This window comes from Bacillus cereus group sp. MG4 (assembly GCF_040460055.1).
Classification (GTDB): Bacteria; Bacillota; Bacilli; order Bacillales; family Bacillaceae_G; genus Bacillus_A; species Bacillus_A wiedmannii.
Map to the genome: position 1 here is coordinate 566,086 of NZ_JARVGZ010000001.1, position 22,078 is coordinate 588,163.

Here is a 22,078-nt window from a genome sequence, read left to right on the forward strand (position 1 = left end):
CTTCTTACAGTTGTTCAAGTGACCCTAATTCGCCCTCTACAAATAACATTAGTTCTTTAATTTTTTCACCAGAGAAATCAAAATGAATTCCAGCTGCTTCATATACTTCCGTTAAAGATCTAGAGCTACCTAATGATAAAGCCTTTTTATAATTTTCTATTGCTTGTTTAGGATTTTCTTTATATTGTTTATACATTTGCAACGCACCAAGTTGTGCGATAGCATATTCGATATAATAGAATGGGATTTCGAATATGTGTAGTACAGGTAACCAGCCAGTTGCGATCCAATTTTCATAACCTTCAATATTTACGATGTTCGATTGGTAAGTGTTATGTAACTCTAAATACTTTTCATTTCTTTCTTTAGCAGTATGATTAGGATTTTCATACATCCAATGTTGGAATTGATCTACGATAAGCATTTGCGGTAAATACTTAACGATATCTTTAAAGAAATCTAATTTTGCTTTTATAAATTCTTCTCTATCCTCATAAAATGCATCCCAATATTCCATTGAAAATAATTCCATTGTCATGCTAGCGAGTTCTGCTGATTCAGAAGGGATTTCCAAATATTTTTGAAGTTCTAACTGCTTCATACATTCATTATGAATACTATGACCCATTTCATGGAGGAAAGTAGTAACATCATAATGTGTATGATTGAGATTCATGAAAACGAAAGATAATCGAGAAGCAGGTAAATATTCGCAAAATCCTCCTGGTCCTTTTCCTTTACGACTTTCTAAATCTAAGCAATTATTTTTACGCATACGGTCCAGTAATCTAGAAAATTCAGGATCTAGTTTGTGTAAAATATGAGAACTTTTTTCGATTAATTCACTGGCGTCTTCGATAGGTTTTAATGCTTTTTGATTTGGTGCGGTTGCTTTTAGATCCCATGGACGAAGACTATCTACTTGAAGTTCAGATGTTTTCTCATTAAATATTTTATCGATAAGTGGTACTACGTATTTACGAATAGATTCAGCAAGTTCATAGCAATCTTCAGGTGTATAATCAAAACGTTCATGTTTTTTAAACATATAATCACGATAATTATCTAATTGAATGTTTTTCGCTTTTTGGTGACGGATTACGATTAATTCATTTAATATACTTTGTAATTTATCTTCAACAGATAAGAATGTTTCAGAAATGAGTGTTTTTACTTCTTTTCGAATATGACGATCCGGATCTTGTAAGTAAGACTGTAGTTCAGTAATTGTTCTTTCTTCACCGTCCCATAGTGCAGTTAAACCACCTGTAATTTCGAAGTACTCGGTTACTAGTTTGTCTTCGTTTATTTCTAAATCAATGTTCTTTTCACAAAATAAAGTCTGGGCATTCTTTATTTTTTTATCTAGTAAGCTATACGTTTTTGGATCAAGTTCCATTCGAAAAGGGGACTCTAAATATTTATTATCAAATGAATTTTGATAACGTTTCAAAAGAGGCCTGACAAATTGTTGATCATATTCAAAAGTATCTTTTATTTCTTTATTATCTGTATTACATTGAAAGGCGATATAGTGTGATCTTAATTGTTCTTCAATTTCCCAAATGAATATAGATTGTTTTTTTACCAGTTTTCAAGCTCTAGTTTTGAAGAAATCACTTCATTTTCTAAAGTAGAAAGAGTGTTTTCTAATTCTAGAACGTTACTAATATCAATCGTATTTAAGCACTGCATGACATATCCCTCACTTTTTATTTATTCATGGAGATATTCTTCTTTTTCACTGTAATTCCTTTTTTACCTAAAAAATTTGTGCCTATTACACCAAAAATAATCATTATTGTACCAATGATATGAAAATAAGAAATTTGCTCGTGTAAAAAAATAACGCCTGCGATAATTGTAATAAGTGTAGATAAGTTACTAAAAACACTTATTTTAGCGGCTTCAATATATGATAAGGAATAATTTAATAGCAATGCCGTCAGCAAGGAAGATAGTAACCCTAAATATAAGATGGAGATAAGAAATGTTCCATTCGTAAACGGTTTAAAGTATGCCGTTATTGTACCTTTGCTTATATGGCTGGCGATTGCGATTAAATTAAAGCTAATAAAGCCAATTACTGTCATTGTGTAAGTTAAATCCATTAGTTTGAATTTCTTCGTCATTTTTCGAGCTAACACATTATAGAAAGCAGATGATAATGCCGATAGCAAAATAAGAATAACACCTATGAAACTAGTTTCATGAGTCCTTATACCATTCATGATAAATATATAAATGACACCGATAACAGAAATGAGTACAGATATTTTTTGCCATGTATTTGTATACTCTTTTAAAAAATAGGAAGCTAACATCATCGCAAATATAGGAATAGCCGCTTGTATAATTCCAGCTTCGGATGAACTTGTATACACTAAGCCAAATGCTTGGAAAGCAAAAAATAGTGCTGGATAAAATATTGCAAGTGGTAAAAGGGGAAGTATATTTTTAAATGACATATTTAACTTTACGAAACCGAAAACAATGGGAATGCTTGCAACTACGAAAGCAATTGTAAAACGGTGAGCAAGGGTATCAAGTGGGCTCGTAACGGTTAATGCTAATTTCACAAACATAAAGGAGAATCCAATAATAAATGAATAGAGTAAGGCAGATAAATATGCCTTTGTTGTAAGTTTCATAATTTCACCTCATAGTAGTTGATTTCTTACTGGCCAGTATACGTACATAGTAATCTTTATGATCTAGTGCTACAATGTGAATAATCACAAACTGTACCGGTACAAATTAAATGTTGAGGTGGTAATGATGTATAAGTATTTACATATTTTTAATGATATAGAAAACATGATTCGACATGGAGTGATAAAAGAAGGAAAGAAATTACCGTCTATACGATCACTTGTTACGCAATATGAATGCAATAAGGCGACAGTTATACGGGCACTACATGAATTAGAAAAGCGTCATATTATTTATTCCGTCCCTCAAAGTGGATACTACGTTGTTCGAAAATCAGGGAGTGCTATAGAAAACGACGAGATAATTGATTTTGCTTCCTCAGCACCAGATCCAGATGTTTTTCCATACTTAGATTTTCAACATTGTATTAATAAAGCCATTGATACATATAAAAATGACTTATTTGTATATGGGACGCCGAAAGGTTTACCGTCTTTAATTCCGGTTATTCAAAAACAACTGGCAAACTATCAAGTCTTCACTAAAGAAGAAAATATTTTTATAACGTCAGGTGTACAACAGGCGCTAGCAATATTAACTTCTATATCGTTTCCAAATGGAAATGAAACGATATTAATTGAACAGCCAACGTATCATTTATATATTGAATATCTAGAAATAAACAAAATTCCTGTTATCGGTATTAAACGCACGAATGAAGGCATTGACTTAAATGAATTGGAATGTATTTTTCAAACAGGTAAAATAAAATTCTTTTATACAATACCAAGATATCATCATCCACTCGGAACTTCTTATTCTAAAGATGAGAAAGAAAAAATTGTGTTATTGGCTAAGAAATATAATGTATATATAGTTGAAGATGACTATTTAGCAGATTTAGAAACGGATTCAAAAGCTGATCCGTTATATAGCTTGGATCATGGTAATCATGTCATATATTTGAAAAGTTATTCGAAGATTATTTTTCCAGGTTTACGAGTTGGTGTAGCCATTATTCCACCGGTTATCGCGAAGACTTTCCATACATATAAAAAGATTTTAGATATCGATAGTCCGATGATATCCCAAGCTGCTTTAGAAATTTATATAAAGAGTGGCATGTTTGAACGTCATAAAAATAAAATTAAATCTTCCTATCACGATAGATCTAAAAAACTAGCAGAAACATTAGAAAGAATGCATAATGAAAACCCGCTTTTATTTACATATACAAAGCAAAATGCAATTGGAATCCACACTTGTTTAGAATTACATAAAACGAGTATTTCAGAAATGTTTTTACAAAGACTAGGTGAAATGCAAATAAGTATTGATACGATTGATAAAAATTATGTGAGGGGTTTTCCAAAAGAAAGACTATTAAAGTTAAACGTATCGAATGTGAAGGAAGATAAGATTGAAGAAGGAATTCGTAAAGTAATTGAGGAAATCAAACAAGTGGAACGTATAACCTTTCAATTTAAAAAAGAATAAAATGGATAAGGAGGTTTGTTGTGAGACGCAAAATAATTCTCTTGTTTGTGTGTATCGCTATAATAATTGGAGCTATCGTCGTAATTAAATATTATAAAAAAGATGATCAATGCATTGCGGTTGCTAAGTATTCAAGAGGTATTATCATAGATCAAAATAACAAACCTATTTCTAATGTGAAAATTTATGAAGATTCTATTGAAAGTAAGGAACGCAGTATTTCAAATGCACAAGGTTAATTTGAAATACCACATGGTATTTGTGGTGAAATTGTATTGCAATTTGTTACTTCAGATGGAGAAATCTATACGAGGAAATATGATAGCAAGCATATACCGAAAGTGATAGAACTGAGTTATAAAAAGTAAGGGTAATTACATAAAATCATTACAAGGAAACAGTGTTAAATTAATATCTTTTAGAGCACTCAATAGCTGAGTGCTCTTTTTAATTAGGGAATAAGTATTTAAATGGAAATGAACTACCAATAAATGATAACCTTAAAGTGTAGCATTTATTTTAAATAGGAAGGTGATGGAGTCTATGGCGGTACGTATAGTCGATGATTTACAACAATTATCGTTGTTACTTATGTTTTTAAGTACATTTATATTTTACAGATACTTAAAGAAGGTGAAACGAGAGAGAAAATTGACTGGTTTTGAATGGACAATGTATTTTGTCACTCAATTTGCGACATTAATTTGGGCAATTACTTATTTTATTAAACATTTAGCAGAATCGTAATTGTTATTCATTCAAACTAGTTTACTATTATCTATTAGGGATATAAATATAGTCCGTATCTAAATCAATGACAACATCGCTTATGACGTCTTCTTGTAGTAACTTTTGAATTTGTTCATAATGATACTGTACACAAAATAAGCTTAGAAAATCTTCATTAGACATCACTTCATTTTTTATATTTAAATACATTGTTCTTAATTCGTTTAGAGAACAGTTACGGCCAATAACATACTCATTTATTCCATACCCATCAAATTCAATTATCATATTATCACTGTGGGGTGCTAGCCAACGTTATAGCTTAAATTTTAGTTGAATCTATTATACATTGTTTGAAATTTTGTGAGAAAATATTTTTATAAAATGTGAGGGTTATAAATGGAACAAAATAAATTAGTTTTAGAAGGACCAAAATGGCTTAAGTGGAAAATACGCGAAATTAAGTTTATACAGGATGATGAAATTATCGTTAAAACAATTGCAGGTGCAATAAGTATTGGAGCAGAGTTACCGCAGTATAAAGAATCGGATGTTACAGATATTAATCCTTTTTATCCAAGAAAAACTGGATATGAAAGTTATGGTGAAGTTGTTCGAGTTGGGAATAATATAACAAATTTAAATGTAGGTGATAAAGTAGTTTCTTTTTATGGACATGAAACTGTAGGAATAGTTAAGGGGGATAAAGTAATTCGAGTGCCTAGTTATATAAAACCTAAAGTTGCTTTATTATCTATTCTTTCGTGTGATGCTGCTAAAGGAGTATTAAAACTAAATCTGCGGCAGGATGAAAAAGTACTTATAACTGGAATGGGAGTTATCGGTTTACTCGCTTGTTATTTCTTGAAATATTATGTAGGTGTTGAGCCTAATAAAAATAGAAGAGTTTTTGCAAAGAAGTTTGGTGCGAAAAACATATATGAATCAGAAGAACAAATAATAGAAACATATAATTACGGTTTCGAATGTTCTCCTACAAATATCGGGTTTTATACATTACAAAAAGTACTTAACAGTAATAGTGAAATATGTATACTTTCTGATGGGAATTTAGAGGAACTAACATTAACCCCTGATTTTTATGAGAAAGAATTGCGGATTATTGGTTCAAGTGACGGATATAATTATCAAAAACATGCAGATTGGTTTTTTAGTCAAATAGAACAAACAACATGGATAGAAGGGATTTTTCAACATGAAATACAATATACAGAACTCATTCAATGTTTTGAGGAATTAAGTCAAGGAATAATTACCCCTTTAAAAGTATTTGTCTCATATTAATAATGAACAAAATGACCAGGTACTTGTTACATAGCTCACATATATTTCATCACTAATATGATAACAGAATGAGGGGGAGCATGTACGGGGATTTTTTAACAGGTACAACGGGTTGTGTAAACAGAGGAGGTTTTTTGCTCTTTCATTCTGTACAAATAGTATAAGTAGTGTGGGAGTTGAAAAAATAGTATATTATCTTTCTTAATGTACATATTAAGTAAAGTGCTTAATATCATACATAAAAGGCGGGATAATATGGATGAAAATAAGAAAAATGAAGAATTGAGTAAATTTAAAAAACAATGGTTTAATGAAGATAATCAACCAGTAGCTGGTATAGAGTTAGCTTTACCACCTGATATAGGCAGCATGTTAGACTCGAAGTCAGTTGATGATGAAAGTGGAGAGAGTAATAATGAATAAGTCTAATCTATGCATCCATGCGGATGCTTTTTATTTTTTTGACAATGGAAGATGAATCATCAAATCCTTGTTGAAAAAAGATTGATCAAAATAGATTCTTTTTCAGTATATGTAAGTTTGATTTTCACAAAAAAGTTTAATTAAAATTCATTTAGAATACTAATAATATTCACCATTAAAGGATCGGGCTATTATGAATATGATTTGGGAAAGCATTATTTTAATTCTCATTGGAATGATTGCATTAAAAATGACAGGTAGTACATCAGTTAGCCAAATGACAAGAGCTGAAATCATTATAGTAGTATCAATTGGACGTATTATTGTAGAGCCTGTATTAAGTAGGAAAGTAGTCCCATCTATATTTGTGGCTGTAATATTTGCCAGTATACTTCTCATCATTCATTTCTTTGAATTGAAATCAAAGAAGGTGGAACAACTCCTGAATGGCAGTAGCATTATAATTGTTGAAAACGGAGAGATTGTAAAAGAGAAGTTGAAGCAGGCAAAAATGTCAGAACAACAACTTTTTATGCAATTAAGGGAAAAAGGGATTCATGATTTAAAGAGTTTACAGCAAGTTACAGCTGAACCGAATGGGCGGATTGGTTATCAATTAATAGAGAAGGCGCAACCGATAACTTTAGAAATGTTAGAAAAGGTAATAAATCAGTACAATATAAAAAGATAATTGCTATTAAGAAAAGCCAATACTACAATGGAAGTATTGGTTTTTTTTTTTTTTTACACACTAATATGGGGTGGATTTTAAACCAATTTTTAAATTAGATATAGGCTTATTAATATGCTATATTCAATGGACCTATAGTGACTGTGGGGAAAAAAGCAGCGTTAAAATTAATAGGTCTTTCATGTGATGTTATACATGAGATAAGAATAAGGAGATAAAAATAAAATGGAATTTTGGGAATCAAGCTTTATTGAGAAACAAACGATGTGGGGTTTTGAACCTACAGAATCTGCAATTTTGACAAAAGATTTTTTTCTACAAAAGAACGTTAAAGACATACTAGTTCCGGGTATTGGATATGGTAGAAACGCAAAGGTATTTATCGAAAATGGTATAAATGTAACTGGTATTGAAATTTCAAAAACTGCAATTGATTTAGCGAGAGAAAACGGACTAGAAGATGTTAGTATGTATCACGGTTCGGTAAACGAAATGCCTTTTGATAACAAACTGTATGATGGGATATTTAGTCATGCACTTCTTCATTTGTTGAATGAGCAGGAAAGAGAGAATTTTATTAAAGATTGTTATAATCAGTTAAAACCAGGTGGATATATGGTTTTCACAACAGTTTCTAAAAAAGCTCCTATGTATGGAAAAGGAAACCAGTTGGATAAAGACTATTATGAGATAATGGACGGTGTAAAAATGTTCTTCTATGATTCTGAATCTATAAAACAAGATTTTAATAAGTATGGATTAGTACAAGTTTCGGAAATTGACGAACCAAATAAGAATGTAGAAAATAAACCTTCAATTAATTTCTTAATGATAAAATGTAGAAAAGACCTGTGAAAAATTAGTATATATTGATTGTGTATTCTGCCTAAATAATAAAGGCAAACATACTAGGAATTATAAATGAACTAGAAGTCTTAATAGAGATAAATCTAGAGAAACAAGATTAGATAGCGCTTAAAATATGGGGAAATACAGTGATAAAATTAGAAATAAAATGTGTTTGATATTTTTTGTGGAGTTTTAATGTCAGAAAAAGAAGAAAAGGAGAAAAAATGATTTCCTAGAAGGTGGGGGAAAAGAAAAGTTTCAGAGCATTTATCTCAACTAAATAAATAGTTAAAAGCTGAAGGGAAAGGGATTTGGGTTACAATCTATGCTATAGATTTGTATATCGTAACTATTCCTTGTACAGTAAAAAAATATAAATCTTAATACATATATGTTTATAGAAGCGACTGTTTCTTTTAAAAGATACGATCGCTTCTATAAATTTGTCAATGTAATGCAATTAAGTGATGCATAAGAAGTCGTATCGTTATCTCAAAGTATCGCCTTAAATACTTTTAATGAGTTTTATCCCCTCAACAAAGAAAAGTACTAAGTGTATAGTGTTCATTACAAACCATAACATGAGCTTTGAGTTCTTCACAGTTTTCAACTGACTTGATTTTGTATTAGACAATTCTATCTTTAAAGACATTAATATAATAGTATTAGACATAAAGCCTAACAATATAAATCCGAATAAAGGTAAGTTTGTAATAGCGCCTATTACCATAATTGCTATGTATAATATAGTTAGCTTTTTAATATACTGTTTATCTTCTTTTAATTTATCCATATTTTTGGTCTTGAACCAATTTATTACTATTCTTACAAAAATAATAGTTTGAAATACTAGTACAATTATACTTACAAAGAGAAGGAACAAGGTTCTTAAATTATTTTCCATTAAACCGTTCATTTCGTATGTACCCCTTTTATTTATGTTTATAGTATGCAAATGTAATTTTCAAAGAACCTGCATGTGATTAGTAACGGTACTCGTTCTCTATTTTCATGTTACTCTATCCTTGTTAATTATGGAAAAGGACAAATCTAAGCATTTAACTGTTAGAATGGTATACCCTTTATATATTTTAGGTTAATTTTGATTGTTTGCATATAATTTTATATTGGAATAAGTAATACGTCAAAATGTTTTGTGAAAATTACGGCTATTAATTGCTTGTACAAATGAAAAAGATTAGTAGGTAGTCATATCGTAATGAGCGCGGTATACCTTATCTGTTGTCTGTTTGAAATGAAGTTTAACCATGTTGAAAATATGATTTTCATTTAGTATTTCTAGAAACAATAATGTGGTTAATTTTGGTGAAATTTAAAATGGAGGAAAAACGTTAGACCACTAGAGTGAATATATTCAAAGCCATATCATGTGTAGCGTTTAATATAATTAGGGGGAACTGCATGACAAGAAAACAGATAATCATTACCTTATTTTCAATTACAGCGTCCATACTAATTTTAGTATCACTTGGTGTTTTTGAGGAAGAACTAAAAGAAACAGATTATAGTGAAGTTGTACAATTTATGGAAGATATGAAAAACAAAGAAGAAGTTGAGATTGATGTAGTTACTTACTATTCAGGTAAGGCCTCTTTAGAGAATAGTGCACCCAAACAACCAAATGGTTGGATTATTTATCATTTAAAAGCTCGTTATGATAAAGTAACAAATCAAAGTTGGATAGATGTGACGCCTGATCTTAGCCGTTTTAAGAATGTGGAGAAAATTTCTGGGGATATCATTACCTCGCACCAACAATGCGGCTATATTAATCATAATACAGACGAGAATAAAGGAAAAGTAGGATACATGTTAACAGAATGCTTCGATAAGTGGGAATACGATGTGAAGCCATCAGGGTTTGAAGGGTATAGGATTAATTACACAATATTACCGAATTTAGGTTTAAAATAAATTTAGTATTTGTTTTATCAATTTGTTAATCAATTAGCTGATAATGTAGCTGAACAAGTAATGTATGATTTTAAATTTATATTTTAAAAATAGTTTTGGCTTATCTTTTTTAGCCTATTTGCAATGAGTTGAATAACCTTTATTCTAAAACAGTAATTAATAAAATTATTTAGTGTTAATATAAATTCTTATATGTTGATTACGCACAAATAAAAAGGACAAGCATATAATATAATTACCTATTAACTTTAAGTAACCGTAACTTTCGTTAATAGGGTATCTCGAAATCCCCAAAAAGAGCACTTGCGGAAACAAGTGCTCTTTTATTTTTTTGTTTATTGAAGATGATTAAATTTCGCCCGACTAATATGGAATTTTAAACCATTATTTTATATGAAGTGGTAAAATAAGTAGGGGGAATTTGTAAGGGGGCGAGGGATTTGAAACTAAAAGAGCTGGCGGATTTGTTATTGATTAAAGAAACGATTGGAGATATGAATGTAGAAATTACGGGATTAGAAATGGATTCCAGAAAGATTACTAGCGGAAATCTTTTTATATGTGTATCAGGTATTGATGGTTTTCTTGAAGATCGACATCAATTTGTTGAAGATGCAGTAAAAAATGGCGCTGTGGCGTTAATTGTAGAAAGAGATGTAAACATTGAAATACCTAAAATAATTGTTAAAGATGCTAGGTATGCTATGGCAGTTATTGCGTCATATTTTTATAGTTACCCATCTAATGAAATGAAGCTAATTGGAATTACAGGAACAAATGGTAAAACAACTACATCCTATTTACTTGAAAAAATTTTGACTGATTATGGATTTCAAACAGGGATTATGGGGAATAACGGAGTCAAAATTGGTTCAGAATGGCATCCTACTGATATTAATACGCAAGAATCTCCAACGCTTCAACGGAATTTGCAAATGATGAAAAATCAAAATGTAGATTATTGTGTTATGGAAGTTACTTCACAAGGGTTACATATGGAGAGAGTTAAAGGATGTAACTTTAAAATTGCTGTTTTCACAAATTTAACGCAAGATCATTTGGATTATCACGGAACATTTGAGGAATATAAGCACGTAAAAGGTCTTCTTTTTTCAAGATTAGGAAATGATTTTTCTGCTACAGATAAAAAAATTGCTATTTTGAATGCAGACGATCCATCGGTAGAATACTTTAAAAAAGTTACTTCTGCTGAAGTGATTACATATGGGATAAATAATGCTGCAGATGTTCAAGCGAAGAACATAACTTTAAGTTCAAAAGGAATTCAGTTTTTAGTTTCTTCCTTTAATGGAGAAATAGAAATCATTCTAAATCTAGTAGGCCGCTTTAATGTCTATAATGCATTAGCAGCAATAACAGCTGCATTGGTTGAAGGTATTCCGCTTACAGACATTAGTGACAGCTTATGTAACATAAAGAGCATTGAAGGTAGAATGGAAATTATAGACGAAAATCAAGATTTTCTTGTAATAGTGGACTATGCTCATACATCGGATGCGTTAGAAAATGTCCTCTCTACAATTAGCGAGTTTTCAAAAGGTAAAATTATTACTGTTTTCGGTTGCGGTGGAGATAGAGATGCAAAAAAACGATCTATAATGGGTGGAATTGCTGGCAGTTATAGCGATTTTGTTTATATTACTTCTGATAATCCACGTTCGGAAGACCCGCAGGCAATAATGAAAGATATTGAAAAAGGATTTTTACAGAATAATTATTTGAATTATAAAGTAGAATTAGATCGTGAACTGGCTATAAAACATGCAATAAACATGGCATCTTCTAATGATATTGTTTTGATTGCAGGGAAAGGGCATGAAACGTATCAAATTTTAAAGGATTCGACTATTCATTTTGATGATAAAGAAAAAGCTCGACAAGCAATTATAAATAATAAATAGATTATCTTTTAGAAAAGACTAGATTAGATTAAGTTGTGAATGGAGTGTTATTGAATGCAAACTAGAAAAGCTTATTTATATGTATTTCATATGATGTCCGATTGGGAATACGGACATTTAATTGCTGAACTTAATACAGGTAGATATTTTAAAAAGGGTTTAGCACCTTTTAAAGTAGTTACAGTTGGAATAAATAAAGAAATGGTTATTTCAATGGGAGGCTTGAACGTAAAGCCAGATATTTCCCTAGATGAATGTGTACTTGAGAGTAATGATTTATTGATTTTACCTGGAGGAAATACTTGGACTGAAAACATACATAAACCCATATTGCAAAAAGTTGAAGAAGCTTTAAAGATTGGTACTATTGTGGCTGCAATTTGTGGTGCAACAATAGGCCTTGCAAATTACGGATACTTAAATTCTAGAAAGCATACAAGTAATAGTTTAGATTATATGAAAATGGTTTGTCCTACATATAAAGGGGGAAATTTATATGAAATGGGACCTGTAGCGTCTGGTGAAAATCTTATTACTGCATCTGGAGTAGCTCCTTTGGAATTTGCAGTGGAGGTACTGAAAAAATTAGATGTATTTGCGCCAGATACACTCCATTCATGGTATGAATTAAATAAGACACATGAACCTGAACATTTCTTCCAGTTAATGAATTCATTAACTAGCTAAGCAATTTAGTATGATCAATAATAAAAACCATGTTTCTAATGATACTGAAGCATGTTTTTTGTGTTTTGATTAATAAATATATAAAGTAACAAATTTTGTACAATAAAAATGAATTTGAGAGAAAGAGTCACTTCTTTATTATACTATTATTTCTGAACGACAAAAGTAATGGCATTTGTTTTTAATTGAATGTGTCTGTCATTTCGGACTATATTATAAGCTAATTCTTTTCTTGCAATTTTTATTTCTTGCCATTCCTTATAAATGCTTTTTAATAGATATATCATATGTTCAGTTGGAAGGTTAATTTCAATTAAAGCATCTAATTCTTCTTTCGTATGTAAGTCAATTTCTTGTATGTTCGAGTTAATAATTAAACAATTGATACCACCAGTCTTTGTACCTTTTTTCATAGAATGGAGCACGTTTTTTAAATCTTCTACTGATTGAACATGCTCTAAACTTGATATTGCAACGATATAATCAAAAGTATCAGGTTGGATGTAGTAGTTTTCAATTGCTGCTTGTTCTGTTTTTATAACTTCAAAAACATCATGTTCTTTACTATAAATTTGTAATTTTGTTAAAGCGGAATCCAGTAAGTCCACACAAGTAACAGTGCCGTTATTATTTTTTATTATTTGTGCAATTGGAATGCTATTTCTTCCAACGCCAGAGCCTAGATCAAGTACTTGTAAGTTATTTTGTCCTTCAAAGTACTCCATTAAGTCCATAACTGTTTTAACCGGTTTGTAAAGCCAAGAGCCAGTTTCAAATAGTTTATATTGTTCATAACAAAGATCGTGATATTTCTTTTCTTCCTTTCTTATGTGATCGATACGGTTCATATAGTTTCAGCTCCAATATTATTATTCCGAAATGAATGGGTAGGACAACCGTTTATATTTGTTTGAATTCGAAAAATACCACCAGCATGTGGATATTTTTTCAATTCGTCATCCGTCATTCTTGTTCTGGCTGTTGTAACATATAGTTCTGTTAAATTAGGTCCTCCAAATGTACAAGACGTTACATATAGCGCTGGAATTGGAATACTTAATATTTGTTCTCCAGTTGAAGGGTTCCATCTAGTAATCTTTGAACCTCCCCAATGAGCAATCCATAAACAACCTTCCTCGTCAAATGTCATACCATCAGGTAGACCTTCATTTTCAGGGAAAATGATTACATCACTTGGATTACGAATTACTCCAGAGCATATATCATAATGAAAACGAACTACTTTTTTAGTAGGTGTATCAATATAGTAAAGGTATGTAGGGTCAGGTGACCAAGCTATGCCATTTGATGTATTTACATGTGAAACTTTTTTCTCTACCTTTAAATTATTATTTAAACAATACAAGGAACCAGCAGCATTTATACCGTATGTATCTGTAGTACCTGCCCAAAAACGTCCTGCTGGATCACATTTTCCATCATTAAAACGATTTTCAAATAAATGTGGTTCAGGGTCAAAAATATGTGTTAGTTTTTCTGTTTTTACATTAATAGAATAAAAGCCGTTTTCCATAGCTAGGAGTAGTACGTCATCTAAATATGGAACAACACAGCCAATTCGTTGATTGAGAGCAATTACTCGGTTTGTATTAGCAGTAGGACTAAATATGTACAATTGTTTCTCCACAATATCAACCCAGTATAAAAGTTGCTTTTTTTCATTCCAACATGGTCCTTCAGCTAAACTTGCTTTCGCATCTAAAACTAATTCTATATTACTGATCAAGGTTTTCACCTCGCTTTATAAGATATTTATATAATTCGATAAGAATGAAGGTAAACCTTTTAGTCAGAGGATATTAAGATTTGTACTATAGAAAACTGATTTTCTTAAGTGATTAAAAAAATGTATAAACATGGAGAGGAAAATGCATATGATGTTTTATGAAATTGTTTGCTTTTCTTGTAAAAATATATTTCGTGTTTACGAAGGTAGTGAAAAATATAAGCGATTTAAAGAGAAACCGAAAGGGACATATTGTTGCGAGGAATGTAGTCATAAAATTCAATTAGAAGCGATAAAGCATTTATTTAGATAGAATTTTTATTCGGAAAAGTTTGACAATAAAGGCGTTATAAATTATCATATGAAAAAACTAATATTTAAAATGGCATGGAAGAGAAGAGTAGTTAAGAAAGAATACGTACAGAGAGCTCTGGTTGCTGAGAAAGAGCAGTATATATCTTGACGAAAAAAGACTTGGAGCTGCGCAAGGAACTAATTTTCTTAGGGATGGTGCGACGGGATTTCCCGTTATAGAGATAGGGTATAAGCATATTTTGCCGTACCTGAAGAGGTTAATATGGCGACGTATTAACAAACTGAGGTGGTACCGCGAAGCTAACAACTCTCGTCCTCAAGATGAATAATCTTGGGGGTGGGAGTTTTTTTATTGCATAAAACTGAAAGCGTGAAAATAAAAAATCAATTGAGGTGAATAATATATGCATTGGGCGTATGAAGTAGCACATGAATTAATAAGAAAACATCCAAGCAAAGAAACTTTTGTTTGCGCATCTGGAATAAGTTCATCTGGTTCTATTCATATCGGGAACTTTCGCGAAATAATAACGACTTATTTCGTTGTAAGAGCACTTCAAGATTTAGGAAAAAAGACTCGTTTTATATTTTCATGGGATGATTATGATAGGTTTAGAAAAGTTCCTAAAAATATTGATCCATCTTTTGCAAAATATATTGGTATGCCATACTGTGATATGCCAGATCCATATGGCTGTCATAACTCGTATGCAGAGCATTTTGAAAAAGAGTTTGAGAAATCGCTTCAAGTATTTGGGATTGAAGTGGAATTCATATATCAACATGTTGAATATAGAAGCGGAAGGTATAACAAAAACATATTAGAGGCTTTATATAAAAGAAAAGAAATATATGATATATTAATGAGATTTAAAACTGGAGAGTGTAGTGAAGAAGAGCGAGAGAGCTTTTATCCGGTTACGTTATATTGTGAGAAATGCGGGAAAGATGCAACAACGATTACACATTTTGATGAAGTATTAAAAACAGTACGGTATGAATGTGAATGTGGAAATCAAAATGAATTATCGGTATTAAATACAAATATAATGAAACTGAATTGGAAAATCGATTGGCCGATGAGATGGATGATAGAGGATGTTATTTTTGAACCGGGTGGAAGAGATCATTCATCAGAAACGGGTAGTTATAATGTATCAAAGGAAATTGCGATGGGAATATTCAATTGTGAAGCTCCTCATTATGTTTCTTATGATTTCATTGGCATTAAAGGGAATCATGAAAAAATGTCTAGTTCTTCAGGGAATAGTATTACACCTAGCGAGCTGTTAAAAGTGTATTTGCCCGAAGTGATTCTTTTTATGTTTGCTAAATATAGACCAAACGCAGCTTTTCATATCGGTCTTGATGAAGATGTGATTCGCAATTATACAGAGTATGAACGATTAAAAGAAAGTTATGAAAATAAAATGCTCAAAAATGAAGATTTATTTGATGCAATTAAACTCTCTAAAGTTGATAGCGGGTTTAAAGAGTATCCAAAGTTTAATCAAGTTGCTGGAACGTTACCGCTATTAAATTTTGATGCATCTATTTTACAAGGTATGTTAGAAAAAATAGATAGGAATTATGCATTAGAGGATACGATAGCGATAAGCAAACGTGCAGAGTATTGGGTTAGAAACTTTCAAACTAAAAAATTAATTGCTGTAAATCAAGAGAGAAATATAGAGTTTTACAACATATTAGATGAAAAGCAGAAAGAGTGGCTAGTAGAAGCTTGCACCATACTTCGTTCTAATAAAGATTACTCTCACTTAATGGAACAATTGTATTTGATTTGTCATGATGAAAATAAAAAAATAATGAAAGAAAATCAAAAACAATTATTTATTATTATATATGAGCTCATTATAAATCAGTCCAGCGGCCCTCGTATACCGTTATTAATACATGTAGTAGGTATCGAAAAATTTATCACATTATTAGATTTTTAAAAAAATAAAGGAAACGCAAGTACTCAGCTAAGTACTTGCGTTTCAAATTTTGCTACCGTGAATACATTTTCGGACATTCATCACCACGTGGTTCATAAAAACAATGACTTTTAAACTGCCCTACAAACGGCTGATTATACCATTCAGGTGGACAAGCACCAACTGGACGGAAATACCAAAGAGCCCATCGTGCTGGCCAGCGCTATTCACCTTGTAAAACTTTTCTTGCAATTTCTTTTTCTGAATCACGAGCACGCTGATAAAAATATCCGTATTGTACGGCTTCAAATCCGCCAGGGCTTTGATATACTGCATCACGTACAGATCGAAGTTGTTTAAAATCTAAGCAATCACAAAATACACGATTTACTACTACGCAACCGACAAGTTGTTCACCTTGTCGACCTTCTCCTTCAGCTTCAGCACGAATTAAACGAGCTAGTAAATCAACATCACTTTCGTTATATGGAATAAGGGGCATAGTGCTACCACCTTTCTTTACCTGTTATAGTAAAGAGTGTATGTATGAAAATAAGCTAGGTGCTTTTTCACGTGCAAATATAATCAAATATGAAGAGGAGCTTGTATGAAAAAAGCTAATTAGTAATTGTAGACCAATATAAAAGGGGAGAGATAAAATGTATCGCATTCATAAAGAACATATTATATACGCAATGTCACCAGATAATAAGCCATGTATGGAAGTAGAAATTGGGAGTCGTCTTGTATTTGAAACATATGATTGCTTTGAAAATCAAATTAATTCTGAAAATGTTGCGTTTCAAGAATTAGATTGGAACCGAATTAATCCAGCGACTGGACCTGTTTATATCATTGGTGCAGAACCTGGTGATATATTAGCCGTAACGATTGAAAAAATTAAAATTGTAGAGCAAGGCGTTTTAACTACAGGTGCAAATCTTGGTGTAATGGGTGAAGAGCTAAATGAAAATACAGTGAAAATTGTTCCGATACATAATGAACATGTTTTATTTTCAAATGAACTGCAAATCCCGATTAATCCAATGATTGGTGTAATTGGTACTGCGCCGAAAGAAGAGAGCATTTCATGTGGCACACCGCATGATCACGGCGGGAATATGGATTGTAAAGAGATAAAAGAAGGGACAACATTATTATTACCTGTAAATGTTTCTGGTGCTCTATTAGCATTAGGTGATTTACACGCAGCGATGGGTGATGGTGAAATTGGTGTTAGTGGAGTAGAGGTTGCTGGTGAGGTAACAGTAACAGTTCGAATAATAAAAGGAAAGAAATGGCCACTACCAATGGCGATCCAAAAAGAAAAACTTATGACGATTGCTTCAGAAAAATTGTTAGATGATACAGCGAATCGCGCTGTACGTAATATGGTGACATTTTTACATGAAGAATTAGAAATGTCTAAAGCGGATGCAACACTTTTATTATCAGCTGCAGGTAATCTAAAAGTATGCCAAGTTGTGGACCCGCTTAAAACAGCACGAATGGAACTAGATATGGACTATGTGGAGAAGCTAGGTTTTAATTTGAGTAAATTTCATATTAAATAAGAATAATAGAAGACGGATGCTGTTGTATAAAAGTATCCTTTTTTGATTTACGAATGATATAAAAAAAGGTAGTATTTATTTTATATAATTGAATATAAGATTGCGGATCGAAAAAGGAGTAAAATGATGGTTAAAATTATGATTGTAGAAGACGATATGAAAATTGCAGAACTATTATCAACACATGTTGCGAAATACGGGTATGAAGGAATTATTGTATCGGATTTTCAAAATGTATTAAACATTTTTTTAGAAGAACAACCAGAGTTAGTTTTATTAGATATTAATTTACCAAGTTTTGATGGGTACTATTGGTGTCGTCAAATTCGTGGAGTTTCTACATGTCCGATATTATTTATTTCGGCTCGTGAAGGCACAATGGATCAAGTTATGGCGCTTGAAAACGGTGGCGATGATTTTATTTCAAAGCCATTCCATTACGAAGTTGTAATGGCAAAAATTCGTAGTCATTTAAGACGTGCTTACGGAGATTATGCACCGAAAGTAGAAGAACGGATGGTTGAGCAACAAGGTCTTTGTTTATATCCTGAAAGGCTTGTATTGAAATTGCGTAATCAAGAGATTGATATAACGAGAAACGAAGCCATTTTATTAGAAATGTTAATGAAAAATTATCCGCGTGTTGTGGGTAGAGAAGTGTTGTTGAATAAATTATGGGATAGCGAATCCTATGTTGATGATAATACATTAAGTGTAAATACGACACGTGTGCGAAAAAAGTTAAAAACGTTACAGATTGAAGATGCGATTGAAACGATTCGTAGTGTCGGTTATAGATTACATATTACTTGGGATACTGGTATGGAGAAATGATAAGATTATTTATTCGTGATCATATACCACTTATTTGTTTTACAGCAATCCAATTACTAGCCATATTTCTTGTATATTGGTTTGATGGGCATAACCATATTGCAACGGCATTATATGCAATGTTTTTAGGTGTCTTTTTTATGGTAGGCTATTTAGTATTTCGTTATTTTACTCATCGTACTTTCTATGAACGATTAGCAAATCCGTTGTACTCTTTGGATGATTCTGTTCAAAAATCAGATTTTGCAGTTTTATCTACTGCGCTTCAAGACTTACTTGAGGTACAATATCGCCATTATCAAAATCAGCTCCAAATACAAGAGAGAAAAAATAATGATCATTTAACTTTTATGAATCAATGGATACATCAAATGAAAACACCTTTATCTGTAATAGAATTAATTACACAAGATGAAGTCGATCCACGGTTTGAAAGTATAAATGAGGAAACAGATAGGCTGAAAAAGGGGCTAGAGATGGCTCTGTATGTCGCACGTTTAGAGGCATTTACGCAAGATTTTTATGTAGAAAGAGTACAACTACATAAAATAGTGAATGATTCCGTACATGAACATAAACGCTTTTTCATCCGGAATTTTGTATATCCAGAGCTTAGAATTGAGAAGGATATTACTGTAGAAAGTGATGCGAAATGGTTACAATTTTTAATTGGACAAATACTATCGAACGCGATCAAATATTCATCTGGTAGTCGAGAAAAGATTAAAGTGGAAGCTTGTAAGGAAGGTAATAACGTTATACTTGAAATTACCGATAATGGCGTAGGGATACCGAAGCAAGATTTACCAAGAGTATTTAAACCTTTCTTTACAGGAGAAAATGGTAGAGATTTTAAAGAATCAACTGGAATGGGGCTATATCTTGTATATGAAATTACGAAACAATTAGGACATAGTGTAGAAATTCATTCAGAAGTTGGTAAAGGTACCGTTGTACGAATTAAATTTTTCAATGTGTAAAAATGATTTAGGCTAAAAAACTTTTGAAATAAGTTTTTTAGCCTTACTTTATATCGATTAAATGAAATAATATAAAAGACGGGTATGATTCTAATAAAAGGTCGTGTAAGTATGTGTAATGACACAATAATAAATAAGGCTGTTAAATGAGAGGGGTTTAATAATTTATTAATATATAAATAGTTTTTTGTAAGAAAAAAGCTCGCCCTTTGAAAGAGCTAGCTTTATGAATTTTAATTAAGTAAACAAACTTAATAATGTATATCCAATTAATCCTAAAATAATGATAGGAACCATCATTAAGAAAGAAGAAATGCGATTAGCATTAGAGCGTTCTAACACAAGGATCAAGATAATGCCGACTATCACTTCGGTATATCCAACAGGTAACATGTGACTATAGTCTTCAAAATTTAAAAGAATGTGAAGTCCATCCGTTACAAAAACGCCACTAATAAGCGCGCTTCCGAATTTATGAAGTGGATTTGTAGTATCTTTCCATAGAAAACCTGCAATTCCAAAGATAGTTCCTCCTATAAATGCACATACAATCCATACAGATATAAAATAAATAGAGTGAGCTACATTTTTAATAACTATTGCATAACCATAATAGCCTAATACCATACCGAGTAGTGCAAGGATACCAGAAAGTATAGCTGTACGCTTAGAATAACTAAAGCTAGCCACAAAAAAGGATGGAACTAACCAAACACTTCCTAGATTAGCTAATGAATTCCAATGTCCTGGAAGTATACCTTGCCCCAATTTAGTTAGTATACCAACAATTATCCCTACTATAATCGGGATGAGAAAAATCTTTAAAAACATATTTAACTTTGTGATTTTTAATGTCCTGTCCATAAATTCAATCCTTACATTAATATTTTCTACAAACATATAATAGCTTATTACAGGGGAGTAATCAATAAAAATTTATCGAAATACAATAAGTGATTATTGGATAACGAATAACATTTTCTTTTTATCCTTTTCGGCAAGAAGGCTCCATCTGATTTGTGTTACGGTTGAAACGAATGATAGGGGGATTGTAATGGATATTCGTAAAATGAAATATTTCATAACAGTGGCAGAAGAATTAAACTTTAGTCGTGCGGCAGAACGGCTTATGATGGCACAACCGCCTTTAAGTCAAGAAATTCGAAAGTTGGAAGAAGAATTAGGTGTTCAACTTCTTCACAGGACAAAAAGGATGGTTGAACTTACCGATGCGGGGAAAATCTTTTTAGAAGGTGCGCGACAAACGTTACTTCAAGTAGATAGAGCCATTAAAGAAACACAGCTCGCGGATGAAGGGAAGATCGGGCATTTAATCATTGGTTTTGTCGATTCTACAGAAACAGTTATAGACATATTAAAAACATTTCGAGAACGATTTCCTAAAATACAGCTTATATTACGCGAGATGACAACAGACCAGCAAATAAAAGCACTCTATGAAAAACAAATTCACATTGGATTTATTCGTTCTAAGCAGAATAATGAAATATTGTCTTCCGAAGTTTGTTCTAAAGAACGTTTAAAATTGGTTTTACATGAAAATCACGCATTAGTTTCGTTACCTAATATTTCTATTAAAGAACTAGTAGATGAACCATTTGTTTTATTTCCTCGTCATTTCGGTACTAACTTTTATGATTTAATTATTAGTTACTTTTGGGAGCATGGAGTAAGTTTAAATATTGTTCAAGAAGCAATTCAAATGCAAACGATTGTGAATTTAGTTGCAGCAAGAATGGGAATTTCTGTCGTTCCATCATCGGTGGAAAGTTATAAAAAATCGGGAGTCATATATAAAGACATTGAGGAACATACACCGGAAATAAACTTATACGCTGGATGGAGGCAGGATGAAAAGTCTGTCGTGCTCGAGAACTTCTTAGCAGTTGTTAGAGAGATTTACACGACTTCACAATTTGAATTTGAAAAGTAAAGGCCCATCTTGATTGGATGGGCAGTAGTGATTTGGGAAAGGTACTA

The 22,078-nt window shown here is 31.7% G+C and carries 21 protein-coding genes, 3 pseudogenes and 1 other annotated feature; of the genes and pseudogenes, 16 read left to right on the forward strand and 8 right to left on the reverse strand.

Annotated features, from left to right (window positions below; genetic code table 11):
* Positions 1-4: 4 nt before the first annotated feature.
* Positions 5-1,695 (reverse strand): annotated as a pseudogene (locus tag QCI41_RS02845) (M3 family oligoendopeptidase).
* 17 nt (positions 1,696-1,712) lie between these two features.
* Positions 1,713-2,651, reverse strand: a complete 939-nt coding sequence (locus QCI41_RS02850) for a DMT family transporter (protein WP_353838412.1) — start codon at positions 2,649-2,651, stop codon at positions 1,713-1,715.
* A 127-nt stretch (positions 2,652-2,778) separates the two neighbouring features.
* On the opposite strand from QCI41_RS02850, the gene QCI41_RS02855 reads away from it, so the two are divergent.
* The 3 genes and pseudogenes from QCI41_RS02855 (at position 2,779) to QCI41_RS02865 (ending at position 4,896) form a co-directional block, all read left to right on the forward strand.
* Positions 2,779-4,149, forward strand: a complete 1,371-nt coding sequence (locus QCI41_RS02855; protein WP_353838411.1) for an aminotransferase-like domain-containing protein — start codon at positions 2,779-2,781, stop codon at positions 4,147-4,149.
* Positions 4,150-4,169: 20 nt separating this feature from the next.
* A pseudogene (locus QCI41_RS02860) lies at positions 4,170-4,517 on the forward strand (carboxypeptidase regulatory-like domain-containing protein).
* Between the two features lie 175 nt (positions 4,518-4,692).
* On the forward strand, positions 4,693-4,896 hold the full coding sequence (locus QCI41_RS02865; RefSeq protein ID WP_000290886.1) for a hypothetical protein: 204 nt from the start codon (positions 4,693-4,695) through the stop codon (positions 4,894-4,896).
* A gap of 27 nt (positions 4,897-4,923) precedes the next feature.
* Here the strand turns inward: QCI41_RS02865 and QCI41_RS02870 are convergent, their stop codons facing one another.
* Positions 4,924-5,166, reverse strand: a complete 243-nt coding sequence (locus QCI41_RS02870) for a hypothetical protein (protein ID WP_353838410.1) — start codon at positions 5,164-5,166, stop codon at positions 4,924-4,926.
* Between the two features lie 111 nt (positions 5,167-5,277).
* Here QCI41_RS02870 and QCI41_RS02875 point away from each other — a divergent pair, with 111 nt between their 5' ends.
* The 4 genes from QCI41_RS02875 to QCI41_RS02890 all read left to right on the forward strand — a co-directional run bounded on the left by QCI41_RS02875 (position 5,278) and on the right by QCI41_RS02890 (position 8,152).
* Positions 5,278-6,183 (forward strand): MDR/zinc-dependent alcohol dehydrogenase-like family protein, encoded by a 906-nt coding sequence (locus tag QCI41_RS02875; RefSeq protein WP_353838409.1) that lies wholly within the window; start codon positions 5,278-5,280, stop codon positions 6,181-6,183.
* 255 nt (positions 6,184-6,438) lie between these two features.
* Positions 6,439-6,606 (forward strand): hypothetical protein, encoded by a 168-nt coding sequence (locus QCI41_RS02880; protein WP_283885982.1) that lies wholly within the window; start codon positions 6,439-6,441, stop codon positions 6,604-6,606.
* 193 nt (positions 6,607-6,799) lie between these two features.
* Positions 6,800-7,297 (forward strand): DUF421 domain-containing protein, encoded by a 498-nt coding sequence (locus QCI41_RS02885; protein ID WP_353838408.1) that lies wholly within the window; start codon positions 6,800-6,802, stop codon positions 7,295-7,297.
* A gap of 225 nt (positions 7,298-7,522) precedes the next feature.
* Positions 7,523-8,152: a class I SAM-dependent methyltransferase gene (locus tag QCI41_RS02890; RefSeq protein ID WP_353838407.1), complete on the forward strand. Its 630-nt coding sequence runs from the start codon at positions 7,523-7,525 to the stop codon at positions 8,150-8,152.
* A 499-nt stretch (positions 8,153-8,651) separates the two neighbouring features.
* Here QCI41_RS02890 and QCI41_RS02895 read toward each other — a convergent pair whose 3' ends face one another.
* On the reverse strand, positions 8,652-9,062 hold the full coding sequence (locus QCI41_RS02895; RefSeq protein ID WP_353838406.1) for a hypothetical protein: 411 nt from the start codon (positions 9,060-9,062) through the stop codon (positions 8,652-8,654).
* Between the two features lie 506 nt (positions 9,063-9,568).
* Between QCI41_RS02895 and QCI41_RS02900 the strand changes: the two genes are divergently transcribed.
* From QCI41_RS02900 to QCI41_RS02910, 3 genes are all read left to right on the forward strand, one after another.
* Positions 9,569-10,081: a hypothetical protein gene (locus tag QCI41_RS02900; RefSeq protein ID WP_060488478.1), complete on the forward strand. Its 513-nt coding sequence runs from the start codon at positions 9,569-9,571 to the stop codon at positions 10,079-10,081.
* Positions 10,082-10,521: 440 nt separating this feature from the next.
* Positions 10,522-12,003, forward strand: coding sequence for a UDP-N-acetylmuramoyl-L-alanyl-D-glutamate--2,6-diaminopimelate ligase (locus QCI41_RS02905; RefSeq protein WP_353838405.1), 1,482 nt, complete (start codon positions 10,522-10,524; stop codon positions 12,001-12,003).
* Positions 12,004-12,057: 54 nt separating this feature from the next.
* On the forward strand, positions 12,058-12,690 hold the full coding sequence (locus tag QCI41_RS02910; RefSeq protein ID WP_353838404.1) for a type 1 glutamine amidotransferase family protein: 633 nt from the start codon (positions 12,058-12,060) through the stop codon (positions 12,688-12,690).
* A 146-nt stretch (positions 12,691-12,836) separates the two neighbouring features.
* On the opposite strand, the gene QCI41_RS02915 is transcribed toward QCI41_RS02910, so the two are convergent.
* Positions 12,837-13,538 (reverse strand): class I SAM-dependent methyltransferase, encoded by a 702-nt coding sequence (locus tag QCI41_RS02915; RefSeq protein ID WP_353838402.1) that lies wholly within the window; start codon positions 13,536-13,538, stop codon positions 12,837-12,839.
* Positions 13,535-14,437: an SMP-30/gluconolactonase/LRE family protein gene (locus QCI41_RS02920; RefSeq protein WP_353838400.1), complete on the reverse strand. Its 903-nt coding sequence runs from the start codon at positions 14,435-14,437 to the stop codon at positions 13,535-13,537. Before QCI41_RS02920 ends, QCI41_RS02915 begins: the two co-directional genes overlap by 4 nt.
* A 142-nt stretch (positions 14,438-14,579) precedes the next feature.
* On the opposite strand from QCI41_RS02920, the gene QCI41_RS02925 reads away from it, so the two are divergent.
* Complete coding sequence (locus tag QCI41_RS02925; protein WP_000551044.1) at positions 14,580-14,750, forward strand: DUF2197 domain-containing protein; 171 nt, start codon at positions 14,580-14,582, stop codon at positions 14,748-14,750.
* Positions 14,751-14,816: 66 nt separating this feature from the next.
* Positions 14,817-15,073, forward strand: a binding site (T-box leader).
* Between the two features lie 83 nt (positions 15,074-15,156).
* On the forward strand, positions 15,157-16,710 hold the full coding sequence (gene lysS / locus QCI41_RS02930) for a lysine--tRNA ligase (protein ID WP_353838399.1): 1,554 nt from the start codon (positions 15,157-15,159) through the stop codon (positions 16,708-16,710).
* A gap of 52 nt (positions 16,711-16,762) precedes the next feature.
* Here lysS and QCI41_RS02935 read toward each other — a convergent pair.
* Positions 16,763-17,191, reverse strand: a pseudogene (locus tag QCI41_RS02935) (cell wall hydrolase).
* A gap of 157 nt (positions 17,192-17,348) precedes the next feature.
* Here QCI41_RS02935 and QCI41_RS02940 point away from each other — a divergent pair.
* The 3 genes from QCI41_RS02940 (at position 17,349) to QCI41_RS02950 (ending at position 20,077) form a co-directional block, all read left to right on the forward strand.
* Positions 17,349-18,263 carry an acetamidase/formamidase family protein gene (locus tag QCI41_RS02940; protein WP_353838398.1) on the forward strand — a complete coding sequence of 305 codons (915 nt, stop codon included), beginning with the start codon at positions 17,349-17,351 and terminating at the stop codon, positions 18,261-18,263.
* Positions 18,264-18,389: 126 nt separating this feature from the next.
* Positions 18,390-19,097 (forward strand): response regulator transcription factor, encoded by a 708-nt coding sequence (locus QCI41_RS02945; RefSeq protein ID WP_000238985.1) that lies wholly within the window; start codon positions 18,390-18,392, stop codon positions 19,095-19,097.
* Complete coding sequence (locus tag QCI41_RS02950; protein WP_353838397.1) at positions 19,094-20,077, forward strand: sensor histidine kinase; 984 nt, start codon at positions 19,094-19,096, stop codon at positions 20,075-20,077. Before QCI41_RS02945 ends, QCI41_RS02950 begins: the two co-directional genes overlap by 4 nt.
* A 237-nt stretch (positions 20,078-20,314) precedes the next feature.
* On the opposite strand, the gene QCI41_RS02955 is transcribed toward QCI41_RS02950, so the two are convergent.
* A complete protein-coding gene (locus QCI41_RS02955; RefSeq protein WP_060488488.1) occupies positions 20,315-20,941 on the reverse strand; it encodes a DUF6518 family protein in 627 nt (208 codons plus the stop codon).
* Between the two features lie 190 nt (positions 20,942-21,131).
* Between QCI41_RS02955 and QCI41_RS02960 the strand changes: the two genes are divergently transcribed.
* Entirely contained in the window at positions 21,132-22,031 is a 900-nt protein-coding gene (locus tag QCI41_RS02960; protein WP_353838396.1) for a LysR family transcriptional regulator, read from the forward strand.
* Positions 22,032-22,078: the final 47 nt, after the last annotated feature.